This is a genomic window from Streptomyces sp. NPDC057486 (assembly GCF_042802415.1).
GTDB lineage: Bacteria > Actinomycetota > Actinomycetes > Streptomycetales > Streptomycetaceae > Streptomyces > Streptomyces yanii.
In genome coordinates, this window is the sequence record NZ_JBHVEE010000067.1 from 35832 (window position 1) to 50788 (window position 14957).

At 69.2% G+C, this 14957-nt stretch carries 13 protein-coding genes and 1 tRNA gene; 9 read left to right on the forward strand and 5 right to left on the reverse strand.

Features of this window, described 5'->3' with window-relative positions:
* Positions 1-4: 4 nt before the first annotated feature.
* Positions 5-76: transfer RNA gene (locus ACFU6I_RS27775), tRNA-Gln, on the reverse strand.
* 87 nt (positions 77-163) lie between these two features.
* Positions 164-883 carry an HAD family hydrolase gene (locus tag ACFU6I_RS27780; RefSeq protein WP_384371612.1) on the reverse strand — a complete coding sequence of 240 codons (720 nt, stop codon included), beginning with the start codon at positions 881-883 and terminating at the stop codon, positions 164-166.
* A gap of 85 nt (positions 884-968) precedes the next feature.
* On the opposite strand from ACFU6I_RS27780, the gene ACFU6I_RS27785 reads away from it, so the two are divergent.
* Entirely contained in the window at positions 969-1469 is a 501-nt protein-coding gene (locus tag ACFU6I_RS27785) for a tetratricopeptide repeat protein (protein WP_384371614.1), read from the forward strand.
* A gap of 65 nt (positions 1470-1534) precedes the next feature.
* On the opposite strand, the gene gltX is transcribed toward ACFU6I_RS27785, so the two are convergent.
* From gltX to ACFU6I_RS27800, 3 genes are all read right to left on the reverse strand, one after another.
* Positions 1535-3046: a glutamate--tRNA ligase gene (gene gltX, locus ACFU6I_RS27790; RefSeq protein ID WP_384371616.1), complete on the reverse strand. Its 1512-nt coding sequence runs from the start codon at positions 3044-3046 to the stop codon at positions 1535-1537.
* Positions 3039-3824, reverse strand: a complete 786-nt coding sequence (locus tag ACFU6I_RS27795) for a fumarylacetoacetate hydrolase family protein (RefSeq protein ID WP_384371618.1) — start codon at positions 3822-3824, stop codon at positions 3039-3041. Before ACFU6I_RS27795 ends, gltX begins: the two co-directional genes overlap by 8 nt.
* Positions 3825-3906: 82 nt before the next feature.
* Entirely contained in the window at positions 3907-4101 is a 195-nt protein-coding gene (locus tag ACFU6I_RS27800) for a hypothetical protein (protein ID WP_345510663.1), read from the reverse strand.
* Positions 4102-4679: 578 nt separating this feature from the next.
* Between ACFU6I_RS27800 and ACFU6I_RS27805 the strand changes: the two genes are divergently transcribed.
* From ACFU6I_RS27805 to ACFU6I_RS27840, 8 genes are all read left to right on the forward strand, one after another.
* Positions 4680-8465 (forward strand): nitrate- and nitrite sensing domain-containing protein, encoded by a 3786-nt coding sequence (locus tag ACFU6I_RS27805; protein ID WP_384371620.1) that lies wholly within the window; start codon positions 4680-4682, stop codon positions 8463-8465.
* Entirely contained in the window at positions 8466-8888 is a 423-nt protein-coding gene (locus ACFU6I_RS27810) for a roadblock/LC7 domain-containing protein (RefSeq protein WP_003966009.1), read from the forward strand.
* A gap of 133 nt (positions 8889-9021) precedes the next feature.
* Positions 9022-9429: a DUF742 domain-containing protein gene (locus ACFU6I_RS27815; protein ID WP_266981123.1), complete on the forward strand. Its 408-nt coding sequence runs from the start codon at positions 9022-9024 to the stop codon at positions 9427-9429.
* Entirely contained in the window at positions 9410-9991 is a 582-nt protein-coding gene (locus tag ACFU6I_RS27820; protein ID WP_072487286.1) for an ATP/GTP-binding protein, read from the forward strand. The genes ACFU6I_RS27815 and ACFU6I_RS27820 overlap by 20 nt, the downstream gene beginning before the upstream one ends.
* Before the next feature lie 359 nt (positions 9992-10350).
* The gene (locus ACFU6I_RS27825; protein WP_384371622.1) at positions 10351-13524 is read left to right on the forward strand and encodes a nitrate- and nitrite sensing domain-containing protein; all 3174 of its coding nucleotides are present in this window, start codon (positions 10351-10353) and stop codon (positions 13522-13524) included.
* Positions 13525-13534: 10 nt separating this feature from the next.
* Positions 13535-13948, forward strand: a complete 414-nt coding sequence (locus tag ACFU6I_RS27830) for a roadblock/LC7 domain-containing protein (RefSeq protein ID WP_006127847.1) — start codon at positions 13535-13537, stop codon at positions 13946-13948.
* A gap of 89 nt (positions 13949-14037) precedes the next feature.
* Complete coding sequence (locus ACFU6I_RS27835; RefSeq protein WP_384371624.1) at positions 14038-14694, forward strand: DUF742 domain-containing protein; 657 nt, start codon at positions 14038-14040, stop codon at positions 14692-14694.
* Positions 14675-14957, forward strand: a 283-nt coding sequence (locus ACFU6I_RS27840; protein WP_176902409.1) for an ATP/GTP-binding protein, incomplete at its 3' end; no start/stop codon positions are given. The genes ACFU6I_RS27835 and ACFU6I_RS27840, both read left to right, overlap by 20 nt.

Here is a 14957-nt window from a genome sequence, read left to right on the forward strand (position 1 = left end):
TGCGCTGGGCTACCAGGACTCGAACCTAGAATGACGGTACCAGAAACCGTAGTGTTGCCAATTACACCATAGCCCACCAAAACTCAACCCCCAGAGGGGATTTTGTTCGGCTTGCGCTTCCCGACCGGATCTTCCGGCCCGCTCGGGCGGCGCAGAAAGAACATTACCCGAAGGTGTCCGGCGCTCCAAAACGGGTATCGCCCACCAGGAGTCCGGGGAGCTGATCGAGACCGGTGATGCGCTCCAGTTCGGGCCGTCCGCCGCGCCCTTCCCGGTCCAGCCAGATCCCCTTCAGCCCCGCCGCCACCGCCCCGGCCGCGTCGATGTCCGGGTGGTCCCCGACGTACACGACGTCCTGCGGCTCCAGCCCGAGCGCTTCACAGGCGGCATGGAACGCGGCGGCCTCGGGCTTGGAGATGCCGAGCTCCACGGCACACACCACGGCCTCGAAACGGTCCCGCACTCCGAGGATGCGCAGCTTGCGGTCCTGATTGACGATGCTGGAGTTCGACAGGACGGCCTGCCGGTAGCGGCCGGCCAGCACGTCCAGGACCGGCAGTGCGTCCGGGAAGAGCGACCAGGCCGCCTCGTAATGAGCGAGGTGCCGGGCGAACCAGTCGTCGGCCTCCGCGTCCGTGAGCGGCCGTCCGAGGAACGAACGGACCCGGTCCCGGCGCTGCCCCTGAAAGTCGGTCTCCCCGGCGGCGAAACGCGCCCAGTGGACGTCGGTGATCGCCCGCCAGGCATCCAGGGCCTGCGCGGCGGAACCGTATCCGCCGGGCACGCCCTCGCTCTCCAGATGTCTCTGCAGGCCGACGCGGTCGGCGCCCGTGTAGTCGAAGATCGTGTCGTCGATGTCCCAGAGCACGGCTCGGATCGGCATACGGCCACGCTACCGCCCACCCGGCGAGGGGGCCGGGTAATGCCCTGAACCCTGCCCGCGACGCCTGACCTGTGACAATGCGTGCATGAATGAGCATGACAGGGACAGCCTGCTGGCCGAGGCCGTCGGGCTGCGCGAGCAGGGACAGGCGGAAGAGGCCAGGGAGCGGCTGCTGATGCTCGCCGCCGGGCATCCCGAGGACGCGGAAGTGGCGTACCAGACCGCCTGGGTCCACGACGTGCTGGGCCTGGAGGCCGAAGCCGTCCCCTTCTACGAACGCAGCTTGCGGGGCGCCGGGCTGTCGGAGGAGGACCGCCACGGTGCGCTGCTCGGGCTCGGCAGCACCTATCGGGTACTGGGGCAGTACGCAAAGGCCGTCGAGACGCTGCGAGTTGGCGTCGCGGAGTTCCCCGGGGACGGCGCCCTGCAGTCCTTCCTCGCGATGGCCCTGTTCAACACCGAGCAGCATCACGAGGCCATGCAGATCCTGCTGAGGCTGCTGGCCACGACCAGCCGGGACGCGTATGTACAGCGGTACCGGCGGGCCATCGAGCACTACGCGCAGGACCTCGACGAGACCGTCTGAGGCATACGGAAGGGGCGGTCGCCGGTACGGACCGGCGACCGCCCCTTCGGGCGTACGGGAGCCGCTTACGCGGCCAGCTTCGCCCTTGCCGCGTCGATCCGGGCCAGGGACTTCTCGCGGCCCAGGATCTCCAGGGACTCGAAGAGCGGCAGACCGATCGTGCGGCCGGTGACGGCGACGCGGACCGGGGCCTGGGCCTTGCCGAGCTTCAGGCCGTGCTCCTCACCCGCGGCGAGGATGGCGTTCTTCAGGGCCTCGGCGTTCCACTCGGCGTCGGCCAGCTTGGCGCGGGCCGTGGTGAGGAGGGCGTCGGAGCCCTCCTTCATCGCCTTGCTCCAGGACGCCTCGTCCTCGACCGGCTCGTCGAGGAAGAGGAAGTCGACGTTGGCCGTGATGTCCGAGAGGACGGTCACGCGGGTCTGGGCATACGGGGCGATGGCCTCGAACTGCGCGGCGTCGAAGGCCTCCGGGGCCCACGGGGCGAACGGCGCCTTCAGCCAGGGGCCGCACGCCTCGGTGAAGGTCTTCACGTCGAGCATGCGGATGTGCTCGGCGTTGATGTGCTCGCACTTCTTCAGGTCGAAGCGCGCCGGGTTGGCGTTCACGTCCTCGATGTCGAACGCGGCCACCATCTCCTCGACGGAGAAGATGTCGCGGTCCTCGGCGATCGACCAGCCGAGCAGCGAGAGGTAGTTGAGCAGCCCCTCGGGAAGGAAGCCGCGCTCACGGTAGAGGTTGAGCGAGGCCTGCGGGTCACGCTTGGAGAGCTTCTTGTTGCCCTCGCCCATGACGTACGGGAGGTGGCCGAAGGCGGGGGTGCCCTTGGCGATGCCGAGCTCGATCAGCGCCTTGTAGAGCGCGAGCTGGCGCGGCGTCGACGAGAGCAGGTCCTCGCCGCGCAGGACGTGGGTGATCTCCATCAGCGCGTCGTCGACCGGGTTGACGAGCGTGTAGAGCGGCGCGCCGTTGGCCCGGACGATGCCGTAGTCCGGCACGTTCTCCGGCTGGAAGGTCAGCTCGCCGCGGACCAGGTCCGTGAAGGTGAGCGCCTCGTCGGGCATCCGGAAGCGGACGATGGACGTCCGACCCTCGGCCTCGTACGCGGCGATCTGCTCGGCACTCAGGTCGCGGCAGTGACCGTCGTAGCCGGACGGCTTGCCGGCGGCGCGGGCGGCGTCGCGGCGGGCGTCGAGCTCCTCGGTGGTGCAGTAGCAGTGGTACGCGTAACCGCCGGCCAGGAGCTTCTCGGCGACATCCTTGTAGATGTCCATGCGCTGCGACTGCCGGTACGGGGCGTGCGGGCCGCCGACCTCGGGGCCCTCGTCCCAGTCGAAGCCGAGCCAGCGCATCGAGTCGAGCAGCTGGTTGTACGAATCCTCGGAGTCGCGCGCCGCATCCGTGTCCTCGATGCGGAAGACCAGGGTGCCGCCGTGGTGTCGGGCGAACGCCCAGTTGAACAGGGCGGTGCGGACCAGGCCCACGTGGGGGTTGCCGGTCGGGGAGGGACAGAAACGTACACGGGGGGGTACCCCCTGCTCGAGCGAAGCCGAGAGCTTGGGGGAGTTCGTGTTAGCCACGCTTGATCACCTTGTTGGTGAGAGTGCCGATGCCTTCGATGGTGACGGCGACCTCGTCGCCGACGTGCAGGGGTCCGACCCCTGCCGGGGTGCCGGTGAGGATCACGTCGCCCGGGAGCAGCGTCATCGCCTCCGTGATGTGGACGACCAGGTCCTCGATGGAGCGGATCATTTCGCTCGTACGGCCCAGTTGGCGTTGCTCGCCGTTGACCGTGGTCTGGATGGCGAGGTCGCTGGGGTCGAGGTCGGTCTCCACCCAGGGGCCGAGCGGGCAGGACGTGTCGAAGCCCTTGGCCCGGGCCCACTGCTTCTCACGCCTCTGGGCATCGCGGGCCGTGACGTCGTTGGCGCAGGTGTAGCCGAAGATGACGTCCTTGACTCGCTCACGCGGCACTTCGCGGCACATACGGCCGATGACGACGGCCAGCTCGGCCTCGTAGTGCACTTCGTCGGAGAAGGAGGGGTACTCAATGGCGTCCCCGGAGCCGATCACCGAGGTGGTGGGCTTGAAGAAGGCGACCGGTACGTCCGGGACCTCGTTGCCGAGTTCGGCGGCGTGCTCCGCGTAGTTGCGGCCGATGGCCACGACCTTGTTGGGGAGCACGGGCGGCAGCAGCCGGACCTTGCTCAGCGGGACCTTGGTGCCGGAGAGCTCGAAGTCGGCGTACGGAATGCCCTTGATGATGTCGAGGACGAGGTCACCGGAGCCGACGGTGCCGTCGCCCTCGACCGCGCCGAAGGCGACATTGCCGTCGATGGAGAACCTGGCGATGCGCACGGGATGCTGTCGCCCCTCACTTGCTGGCTGGCTGAAGACTGACGCTCCAGGCTAACGCGGGTGAGGGGGACAACCGCGCCCATTACCCGGCGGTCGAGGCGGCCGCGGCCGCCGGGGCCACCATGAGGACGGTGCGACGCGGATTGGCCGTCTGGGCGGGCAGGTCGACGGCGTGCTCCGGCTGCTCCGGCGTCTGCAGCGCTTCGGCGTCCTTGAGGTGCGCCAGCGTGGTGCGCCGGGGGTTGGCAATGTTGCGGAACATCATCGTCGTCTTCATCTGCCGTTCGGACCCTGTCGGTACGGGCGCCGCCCGGAGGGGCGCCGGTTGTCGGATTTGCCATCCCTGTAAAGCGCCAGGCTAAACATCCAATTCCCTCAGGACCCCCGGAAGAGATGGCGATCATCATGTGAGTTTGCTCACGAACGCGTTGACAATCGCGTCATTTCGGGCGGTCGATCAAGGTCGAGGAAACGGACATTGCACCACTGAATGAATCATTCCGCTCCCGATCATCTCGACTGGGACACTCTCCACCCCCACCTGTTTCGCCCTTTAACGCCCCCTTTGGCCCTGAACACTCTCCACGGCTTGTGACGTATCCATCACAACGTGTCACCCAGGTCACGGCCCGGTACGCGGGCCTTGTTGGAGATCCGGCACTGTGCTGGAATTCCACGCACCGCCGCGGGTTTCAGGCCGGCGCGCAGGGGGCGCAACGCAGCGCCGAGTGGCGGCGGGAAGGGGAAGAGCGCCGGTCACTCACGACCACCATGGGGCGGGTACGACGCCCCACGACGCCGACACCGTCCCACCCGTCACGCGGAGGGACGCCTGGTCCAGAGGTTGCGACGCTAGTGCAGGGACGTTTCAAGAGGGATGGCAGCGCTGCGGCGGAACAGGAGCCGCGCGGCGGGACCGACCGCGGTTCCTCGCCCCAGCACGCCCAGAACCCCGGACCGGCCGCGGCCGGCGACAACGGCGACCGCGCTCCGCGCTCAGGTGCCACGGCGAACAGCGGAACCGACCCGGTCGCCCCGCTCCAGCCCCGGGGGCCCGTCAGCACGGGTTCGCGCCTGGCTCTGCGCAACTGGCGCATCAGCACGCGCCTGGTCTCCCTGCTCGCTCTTCCGGTAGTCGCCGCGACCACCCTGGGTGGTCTGCGCATCAACGACTCCATGAACGACATTCAGCAGCTGGACCACATGCAGCTGCTGACCCAGATGACCAATCAGGCGACCCAGCTCGCTCAAAAGCTCCAGGAGGAGCGCGACAGGTCTGCGGGTCCGCTGTCCAACGGCGTGAAGGCCGACGACTTCAAGGTCACCGAGCCGCGCAGGAAAACCGACCGGGCGAAGACCGCCTTCCTGCAGGCGACGAACGAGATCGGCGACACCGAGGGCGACGACGCCCTGAAGTCGATCCAGGCGAGCGTCAGCCAGATCGCCAATCAGCTCGGTCGGATCCGCGAGATCCGCAAGACGGCGTACGAGGAGGGCAGCCCGAGCCTCCAGACCGTCGACCAGTACAGCCAGCTGATCAACTCGCTGCTGAGCCTCTCGCAGGACATGGCGCAGGCGACCAGCAACCCCGAGATGATCAAGCGGACCCGTGCCCTGGCGGCCTTCTCCTCCGCCAAGGAGTACGCGTCGGTCCAGCGGGCGATCATCGCCGCGGCGCTGCCCGGCGGGGGCGGCAACCTGAAGGACTCGCATCTCGACGAGAACGACCAGCAGTTCGGCAAGGCCGCCCTCAGCAAGGAGGCGTCGGCCATGGAGTCGTTCAAGGCGGCCTACTCGGCGACCGGTCAGAACGCCGACCAGCTGACGGCGACGCTGGAGACCGGCAACCCGGAGATCAAGGCCGCCAATACCTACGCCAAGAAGGTGCTCGAGAACTCCAACGGCATGGCGGGAGCGGGTGCACGTTCGTACCTCGACTGGTACGAACAGAGCTCCACCAAGCTCCAGGCGATGAAGACCATCGAGGAGACCCTCCTCGGCGACATGGAGGGCAAGGCCCGCGAGCTCCGCGACCAGTCGAAGCGCGAAGCCATCATCAGCGGTGCGCTCATCCTGCTCGTGCTCGGTGTCTCCCTGGTCGGCGCCTTCGTCGTCGCCCGGTCCATGATCCGCTCGCTGCGGCGACTGCAGGACACCGCGACCCGGGTCGCCCAGGACCGGCTGCCGGAACTCGTCAAGCAGCTCTCCGAGTCGGACCCGCAGGACGTCGACACCTCCGTCGAGTCGGTCGGTGTGCACTCCCGGGACGAGATCGGCCAGGTGGCCTCGGCCTTCGACGACGTGCACCGCGAGGCCGTCCGCCTCGCCGCCGAACAGGCCCTCCTGCGGGGCAACGTCAACGCGATGTTCACCAACCTCTCGCGGCGTTCGCAGGGTCTCATCCAGCGTCAGCTCTCGCTCATCTCCGAGCTGGAGTCGCGCGAGGCCGACCCGGACCAGCTGTCCTCGCTCTTCAAGCTCGACCACCTCGCGACCCGTATGCGCCGTAACGGCGAGAACCTCCTCGTCCTCGCGGGCGAGGAACCGGGCCGTCGGTGGACGCGCCCCGTCCCGCTGGTCGACGTGCTCCGTGCCGCCGCCTCCGAGGTGGAGCAGTACGAGCGCATCGAACTGGCCGCGGTGCCCGCCACCGAGGTGGCCGGCCGCGTGGTCAACGACCTCGTGCACCTGCTCGCCGAGCTGCTGGAGAACGCCACGTCGTTCTCCTCGCCGCAGACGAAGGTCCGGGTCACCGGTCACGCACTGCCCGACGGCCGGGTGCTGGTGGAGATCCACGACACCGGCATCGGCCTCTCCCCCGAGGACCTCGCGGCGATCAACGAGCGGCTCGCGTCGCCGCCCACCGTCGACGTCTCGGTCTCCCGCCGCATGGGTCTGTTCGTGGTCGGCCGGCTGTCCCTGCGTCACGGCATCCGGATTCAGCTGCGGCCGTCCGACTCCGGTGGCACGACCGCACTGGTCATGCTCCCCGTCGATGTCGCGCACGGCGGCAAGCAGCCGGCCGCGAAGCAGGCGCCGGGTCAGCAGCAGTCCGCCCCGGGCGGTCTGCTCACCGGCGGCAACGGTGCGGGCAACGGCAACCGTCCGGGCCTCGGCGGCGCTCCCGCCGCCCCGGCGCGCGGTCTCGGCGCGGCTCCCGGTGGACAGCGCGGGCAGGTCGGTGCGGGCTCCGGTCCGCGGGCGGCGCTGCCGGCACGCGACAGCAGTCCCCGCCAGCAGCCGAACCAGTCGAACCAGCTGCCCCAGCACGGCCAGCCGAATCAGCAGGGCCAGCAGGGCCAGCAGAACGCAGGTTTCCAGGGTGCCGGACTGTCGCACACCGGCCCCCAGGACACCTCGCGGCAGGAACCGCCACGTCAGGGCGGCGGGCTCTCCGGCGCATTCGGCGGCGGTGCCCGGCTCGGCGCCCAGGGCGATTCCGATCGCACGGAGTCGGGTCAGGCCAACCTGTTCGGTCAGAACCGGCCGGGGCAGCCCGGTCAGCAGAACGGTCCGGGTGCCCGGCAGGCCCCGCAGCAGCCCCGTTACAACGCTCCCGACGGCCAGGACGGCTTCCAGCGGCCCGGCGGTCCCGGCAACCCCGGCCGTCAGCTGCCGCCCGTCGGCGGTCCGCGTGCCGAGCTGCCCGGTGGCAACCCGCAGCCGCAGCGCCCGCAGACCACCAGCTGGGGCACCGAGGACCCGTCGGTCCCGCGGCACACTCCGCTCGACGCCCCGCGCGGTCACGAGGAGCCCGAGTCCACCGGCCAGTTCCAGCGGCCGATGAATCCGTCCATGGACCGGCGCCCGCCGATCGACGACCGGCAGGGGCCCGGCTCCACCGCCGAGTTCGCCCGCCCGGACTTCTCGGCCCCCGCGCCGCAGCACCAGGACCCCGCGAGCACCACCGGGTTCGCCCGCCCGGACTTCTCGGCCCCGGCACCGCAGCACCAGGACCCCGCGAGCACCGCGCAGTTCGCCCGCCCGGACTTCGGTGTCCCGCAGTCCTCCCAGGACCAGGGGGTGCCCGGGCCGCATCAGCGCGGCCGGGACGCCGAGGACTTCGGCGCGCCGCGTCCGGCCGCCGCTCCCGCCCCCGAGGCGCAGTACCGCCCGGTGCTGCCACCCCAGCCCCAGCCCGAGGCACTGCCTCCGGCTGGTCCGGGGGACGGTCGTACGCCGCTGTACGACACGCTGGAGACGAACTGGTTCCACGGCCCGCAGCAGGGCGGCCAGCGGCCGCCCGCCGAGCCGCAGGCGCCGGGCGCCCCTCAGCAGTCCGCCCCTGAGCGTTCCGCTCCCCCCATGCCGCGCCGCGGCGCGGGCGACTCCGGCACCACCAGCTCCTGGCGTGCCTCGCCGAACGACGAACTCGTACGGCAGGCAGAGCGGGCCAAGAAGCCCGCAGCAGGCGGAATCACCACTTCCGGACTGCCTCGCCGGGTGCCGCGTGCCAATCTGGTGCCGGGTACTGCCCAGCAGCAGAACCACCAGACCGGTCCTCAGGTTTCGCGTGCGCCCGATGACGTGCGCGGGCGCCTGACCAATCTCCGCCGGGGTATCCAGCAGGGTCGGCAGGCCAACAACGGCCAGTCGACCGGCAGTTTCCCACTCGGCCCCACTCACCAGCAGGAGCGTTAGTTGAGCCCGATGAGTCAGGCCGCGCAGAATCTGAACTGGTTGATCACCAACTTCGTGGACAACACCCCCGGGGTGTCCCACACGGTGGTGGTCTCCGCAGACGGCCTGCTGCTGGCGATGTCCGAAGGATTCCCGCGCGACCGCGCCGACCAGTTGGCGGCGGTCGCCTCCGGGCTCACCTCGCTGACCGCGGGCGCCTCCCGGATCTTCGAGGGCGGCGCTGTCAGCCAGACCGTGGTCGAGATGGAACGCGGGTTCCTCTTCCTGATGTCCATCTCGGACGGCTCCTCACTGGCCGTGCTCGCCCACCCGGACGCCGACATCGGTCTGGTCGGGTACGAGATGGCCCTCCTGGTCGACCGCGCGGGAACGGTCCTCACCCCGGACCTCCGCGCCGAACTCCAGGGCAGCCTGCTCCACTAGGCGGCGATGAACCGGTGACCGACACGATTGCCCCAGGTACCGCACTCCAACCCTCGCCCGTCCGGCCGTTTCAGCCCCCCACCGGCCCCTTCAGACGGCAAGCCGACCCCTTGCTGTCACGCCCGGAGGATTCATGACCCCGCCACCCGCCTCACCCGATCCGTACGGCGCACTGCACCACGCGTCGTACGAAGGTGAAGGCGACCAGCCGCTGGTCCGTCCGTACGCCATGACCGGCGGCCGGACCCGGCCGCGCTACCAGCTCGCCATAGAGGCCCTGGTGTCCACCACGGCCGACCCGGCGCATCTGGCGACGCTGCTCCCGGAGCACCAGCGGATCTGCCACCTCTGCCGTGAGGTCAAGTCGGTGGCCGAGGTGTCGGCGCTGCTGTCGATGCCGCTCGGTGTGGCCCGGATTCTCGTCGCGGACCTGGCGGAAGCCGGCATGGTGGCCATCCACCAGCCGGGCAACGGAGAGGCCGGCGGCGCGCCGGATGTGACACTGCTCGAAAGGGTGCTCAGTGGACTTCGCAAGCTCTAGCGGCGGTGCGGCCCGGGCCACCACCTCGGCGAAGATCGTGGTGGCGGGCGGTTTCGGCGTGGGTAAGACCACGTTCGTCGGTGCCGTTTCGGAGATCAACCCGCTGCGCACGGAAGCCGTGATGACGTCCGCGTCCGCGGGCATCGACGATCTGACGCACACCGGCGGCAAGACCACCACGACGGTGGCCATGGACTTCGGCCGTATCACCCTGGACCAGGACCTGATCCTGTACCTCTTCGGTACCCCCGGTCAGGACCGGTTCTGGTTCATGTGGGACGACCTGGTCCGCGGCGCGATCGGCGCCGTCGTCCTGGTGGACACCCGGCGTCTCGCCGACTGCTTCCCGGCCGTCGACTACTTCGAGAACAGCGGCCTGCCCTTCGTCATCGCCCTCAACGGCTTCGACGGACACCAGCCGTACACACCGGACGAGGTGCGCGAGGCCCTGCAGATCGGCCCCGACACCCCGATCATCACGACGGACGCCCGCCACCGCGCGGATGCCAAGAGCGGTCTGATCACGCTCGTGGAGCACGCGCTGATGGCCCGGCTGAAGTAGCCGAAAGCTCTCCGCAAGTCGGCATGGGCATACGGCAGTTGCCGTAGTCACACGGGGGTGGACTGTGTCCTTTGACACGATCCACCCCCGTGTTCATAACGTTTCGACAGAGAATTGACCCGGCTTCGACACCCGATGCGTTCGACCGGTATCACTGTGCTCACATGAGCCCCGCCTTTTGACGGGGCTCGCTCTTTATGCCCGTTTTATCTGCGGCTTGGACCACTCGGAATGGCTCATTCCGAGTGTTTGGAACGCGGCCGGTCCCCGTGCTGCAATTCGACGAAACTCCCGAGTAGTACGGCCCTGAACAAAAAACGGCACAGCGTAGGTGCCGACGCCGAGAGGTTGTTGGTCGAGTGAGGCGTAGCAGCAAGGGCTCCGCAGTTCAGTCGGAGCGGGGCAACTTCACCCCGCCGCCGCGCACCGCGGCGTCACCCGCCGATGTGTCCGCACAGGCACCGGCCGGTGGCAGCACCAGTCGGCTGTCCCCCCGCAACTGGCGGGTGCCCACCCGGCTGAACGCGATCCTTCTGATCCCTGTACTGGTCGGCCTCGTCATGGGCGGCTTCCAGGTGAAGGGGTCGATCGACACGTGGAATGAGGCCCAGGACGCCGAGAAGACCGCGCTGATCGTCCGCGCGGCCTCGGAGTACGGGCAGGCACTGCTCAACGAGCGTGACCTCTCCGCGCAGTCCCTGTTGTCGAACAAGCGTGACGCCGCGATCGTCTCCCAGGTGCGTGCCACCACCGACGCCGCCGCCGCCAAGTTCGACGACGCCGTGCAGAACATGCCGAAGAAGCAGGGCCTGGAGCGCCGTCTCCAGCTGTTCAAGCAGGAGGAGCCCAAGCTCCCCGATCTGCGCAAGGCCGCCTACGCCGAGGCCATGGACCCGGTGAAGACGGAAGAAGGCTACGTCAAGGTTCAGCACTCCCTGATGGAGTTCTGCAACGAGCTCGGCCTCGGCACCGGCAACATCACCAGCTACGGCCGTACGGTCTACGCGCTCGAGCTGGCCAAGGCAGCAGAATCGCTTCAGCGCTCCATCGGTATGCACCTGCTGGTGCGCCCGAGCCAGGAGGGCCCCAAGTTCGACGCCCAGGTCAAGGCGTTCGGCTCGTACAACTACCTGGAGCAGATCGCCCTCGGCGAGTTCGTCTCCGGTGGCACGGAGGCCGACTCCGCGCGGCTGAAGCAGGTCATGGCCGCCAAGGCGGCCGAGGGTGCGAAGAAGCTGAAGACCGCCAAGGCGCAGGCCGACGCGGCCGGTGTGCCGTTCGTCGCGCCGCCCAGCATCGACGGGTCGGTCTTCGACGGGATGGCCCAGCAGATCGGCCAGGGCAAGTCGCCCGAGAAGCTGGCCGCCAAGGGCATCACGCCCGAGACCTGGATGGCCGCCGCGACCGCCAAGTTCGACGGCTACACCACGGTCGAGGAAGAGCTCGTCGACAAGGCGGTGACCGAGGCCGCGGACATCTCGTCCAGTGCCAAGACCGACGCCATCGTCAATGCCGCGATCGTGCTGGTCGCCCTGCTGGCCGCGTTCGTCCTGGCCGGGCTCATGGCCCGCCAGATGAGCCGCTCGATGCGCCAGCTGCGTACCGCCGCCTTCGGGATCGCCGAGCAGCGGCTGCCGATGCTCGTCGACCAGCTGTCGCGGACCGAGCCCGGCCGGGTCGACACCCGGGTCCAGCCGATTCCGATCACCAGCCGGGACGAGATCGGCGAGGTCGCCCGCGCCTTCGACCAGGTGCACCGCGAGGCGGTGCGGCTCGCGGCCGAGCAGGCCATGCTGCGGGGCAACGTCAACGCGATCTTCACCAACCTGTCGCGCCGCAACCAGTCGCTGATCGAGGGCCAGTTGACCCTCATCACCGACCTGGAGAACAACGAGGCCGACCCGGACCAGCTGGAGAGCCTCTTCCGGCTCGACCACCTGGCCACCCGTATGCGCCGCAACGGCGAGAACCTCCTCGTTCTCGCCGGCGAGGAGCCGGGCCGCCGCTGGAACCAGCCGGTTCCGCTGGTCGACGTCCTGCGGGCCGCCTCATCCGAGGTGGAGTCGTACGAACGCATCGAGCTCTCCGGTGTCCCGGAGACCGAGATCCACGGTCAGGCCGTCACCGACCTCGTGCACCTGCTTGCCGAGCTGCTGGAGAACGCCACCACGTTCTCCTCGCCGCAGACCAAGGTCCGTGTCACCGCGACCCGGCTGCCGGACAGCCGCGTGATGGTCGAGATCCACGACAAGGGCATCGGCCTCACCGCCGAGGACTTCGCGGACATCAACCACAAGCTGGCCAACCCGCCGACCGTGGACGCCGCGGTCTCCCAGCGGATGGGGCTCTTCGTGGTCGGCCGCCTCGCCGACCGGCACGGCATCCGGGTCCAGCTGCGCCCCTCGGGCGAACAGGCCGGAACGACCTCGCTGGTCATGCTGCCGGACGCGATCACCCACGGCGGCGGGGGCGAGGGCCTCGGCTCCGTCGGCCCTCAGGACGACTTCACCGTCTCCTCGATCATCCCGCAGCAGGCGTCGTTCGAGCCGGAGCCGCAGCAGCCCCGGCTGCGCACGGCGGCCGAGCTCGGCTTCGACGACTCGCGGTACGAGCAGCCGGCCGACGCCGCGCAGCTGGACCCGGTCGGCCGCTCGCTCATGCGTGAGGAGCGCAGGGCGGCGCTGGAGGCCCAGACGGGCGGAGAGCACCCGCAGTTCGCGGACGCCTCCTTCTCGGACGCCGCGTACGCGCAGGACGCGTACGCAGGGGAGCCGCAGCAGGAGCAGGAGCAGTACGCACAGGCCGCGTACGACAGTTCCTACGACCCGTACCGCGGCGACACCGGCTATCCGGAGCACTCCGACTACGCACCGCAGAACGGCTATCCGGAGGCGACATATGCCACCCCGGAGAGCGCCCAGCAGGGTTACGACGAAGAGTTCGCAGCCCAGCCCCACCAGGAAGAGTGGGCAGATCAGGGCACGTACCAGGACGCGTACGAGCCCACACCGCAGGCTGAACCGGAATCTGTGCCCAGCGCTCCCGCGGAGCCGCAGGAGCGCGTAGGCTTCGACCGTCCGGGCCCCACCCCGAACGCCGGCCACGAGCTGACCGATGCCGGTCTGCCGCGCCGGGGCGGTCAGCAGCACTGGCAGCCCACCGGCCGCGGAAACGAGCAGCCCGTCCCAGCCGAGCAGCAGCCGCCGCAGCAGGAGTTGCCGCAGCGGCTGTCGCCCGCGCAACAGGACGGGAACGGCTCCGACGACTGGCGCTCGAAGAACGACGAGCGCTGGGAGCGGGCCGAGAAGCTCCGGGAGCCGAAGGCGGGCGGGGTCACCCCGTCCGGACTTCCCCGGCGAGTGCCCAAGGCCAATCTGGTCGAGGGCACGGCGGAGCAGACCCAGCAGGGTGGCCCTCAGGTCTCCCGCGCCCCTGAGGACGTCCGGGGCAGGTTGAGCAACCTGCGCCGGGGCATTCAGAGGGGACGTAACGCTGGTTCGGACGCAAGTAATACCTACAACCAGGAGCGTTAGTGTGAGCCCGATGAGCCAGGCGGCGCAGAATCTCAACTGGTTGATCACCAACTTCGTGGACAACACCCCCGGGGTGTCCCACACCGTGGTGGTCTCCGCCGACGGACTCCTGCTGGCCATGTCCGAGGGATTCCCGCGCGACCGTGCCGACCAGCTGGCGGCCGTTGCTTCCGGTCTGACCTCGCTGACCGCGGGCGCCTCGCGGATCTTCGAGGGCGGCGCCGTGAACCAGACCGTTGTGGAGATGGAGCGCGGATTCCTCTTCATCATGTCCATCTCTGACGGATCTTCGCTCGCAGTTCTTGCACATCCGGACGCCGATATCGGTCTGGTTGGGTACGAAATGGCACTTCTGGTCGACCGTGCGGGCAGTGTCCTCACACCCGACCTCCGCGCCGAACTGCAGGGAAGTCTTCTTAACTAATAGACAGACGGTGCGTTTCGCGCCACCGCGCCATAGGGTGCGTTGGCGCGGCCCCACTGGGACCGGGACCGGCAGTCGGAGGAGGAAACGTGGCAACACCCCCAAGCGGACACCAGTACGACGGTGGTCAGCGGGTACCGGGTGAGCACGGGGACAACCGTTTCAACTTCCCCTCCACGCCCAGCAGACAGGGCTCGCAGCAGCCCTATCAGCCGCCTCAGCAGCCGTATCCGCCCCGACAGGCACAGGGCGGCGGGTGGCCGCAGGCCCAGGACGGTGGGTGGCCCCAGCAGCCGCAGCAGCCGCAACACCCTCAGCGGCCGCGACGGTTGGACGCGCCCCAGCAGCCCCGGATTCAGCCGGTGCAGCCGCGGCGGGCCCCCGAGCCCGCCGCGCCGACGGCGCACAACCCGCTGGTCCGTCCGTACGCCATGACCGGCGGCCGGACCCGACCGCGATACCAGCTCGCCATTGAGGCGTTGGTCAGTACCACGGCCGATCCGTCCCGGCTGCAAGGGCAGTTGCCCGAGCACCAGCGGATCTGCCGGCTGTGCTTCGAGATCAAGTCGGTTGCCGAGATCTCGGCGCTTCTCTCGATCCCCCTCGGCGTTGCCCGGATCCTCGTAGCCGACCTGGCCGAGGCCGGACTCGTCGCTATCCATCAGCCCGGCGGCGACGAGTCCGCCGGCGGCCAGCCAGATGTGACACTGCTCGAAAGGGTGCTCAGTGGACTTCGCAAGCTCTAGCGGCGGAGCAGCCCGCTCCACTACCTCCGCGAAGATCGTGGTGGCAGGGGGCTTCGGCGTGGGTAAGACCACGTTCGTCGGTGCCGTTTCGGAGATCAACCCGCTGCGCACCGAAGCCGTGATGACGTCCGCGTCCGCGGGCATCGACGATCTGACGCACACCGGGGACAAGACCACCACGACGGTGGCCATGGACTTCGGCCGTATCACCCTGGACCAGGACCTGATCCTGTACCTCTTCGGTACCCCCGGTCAGGACCGGT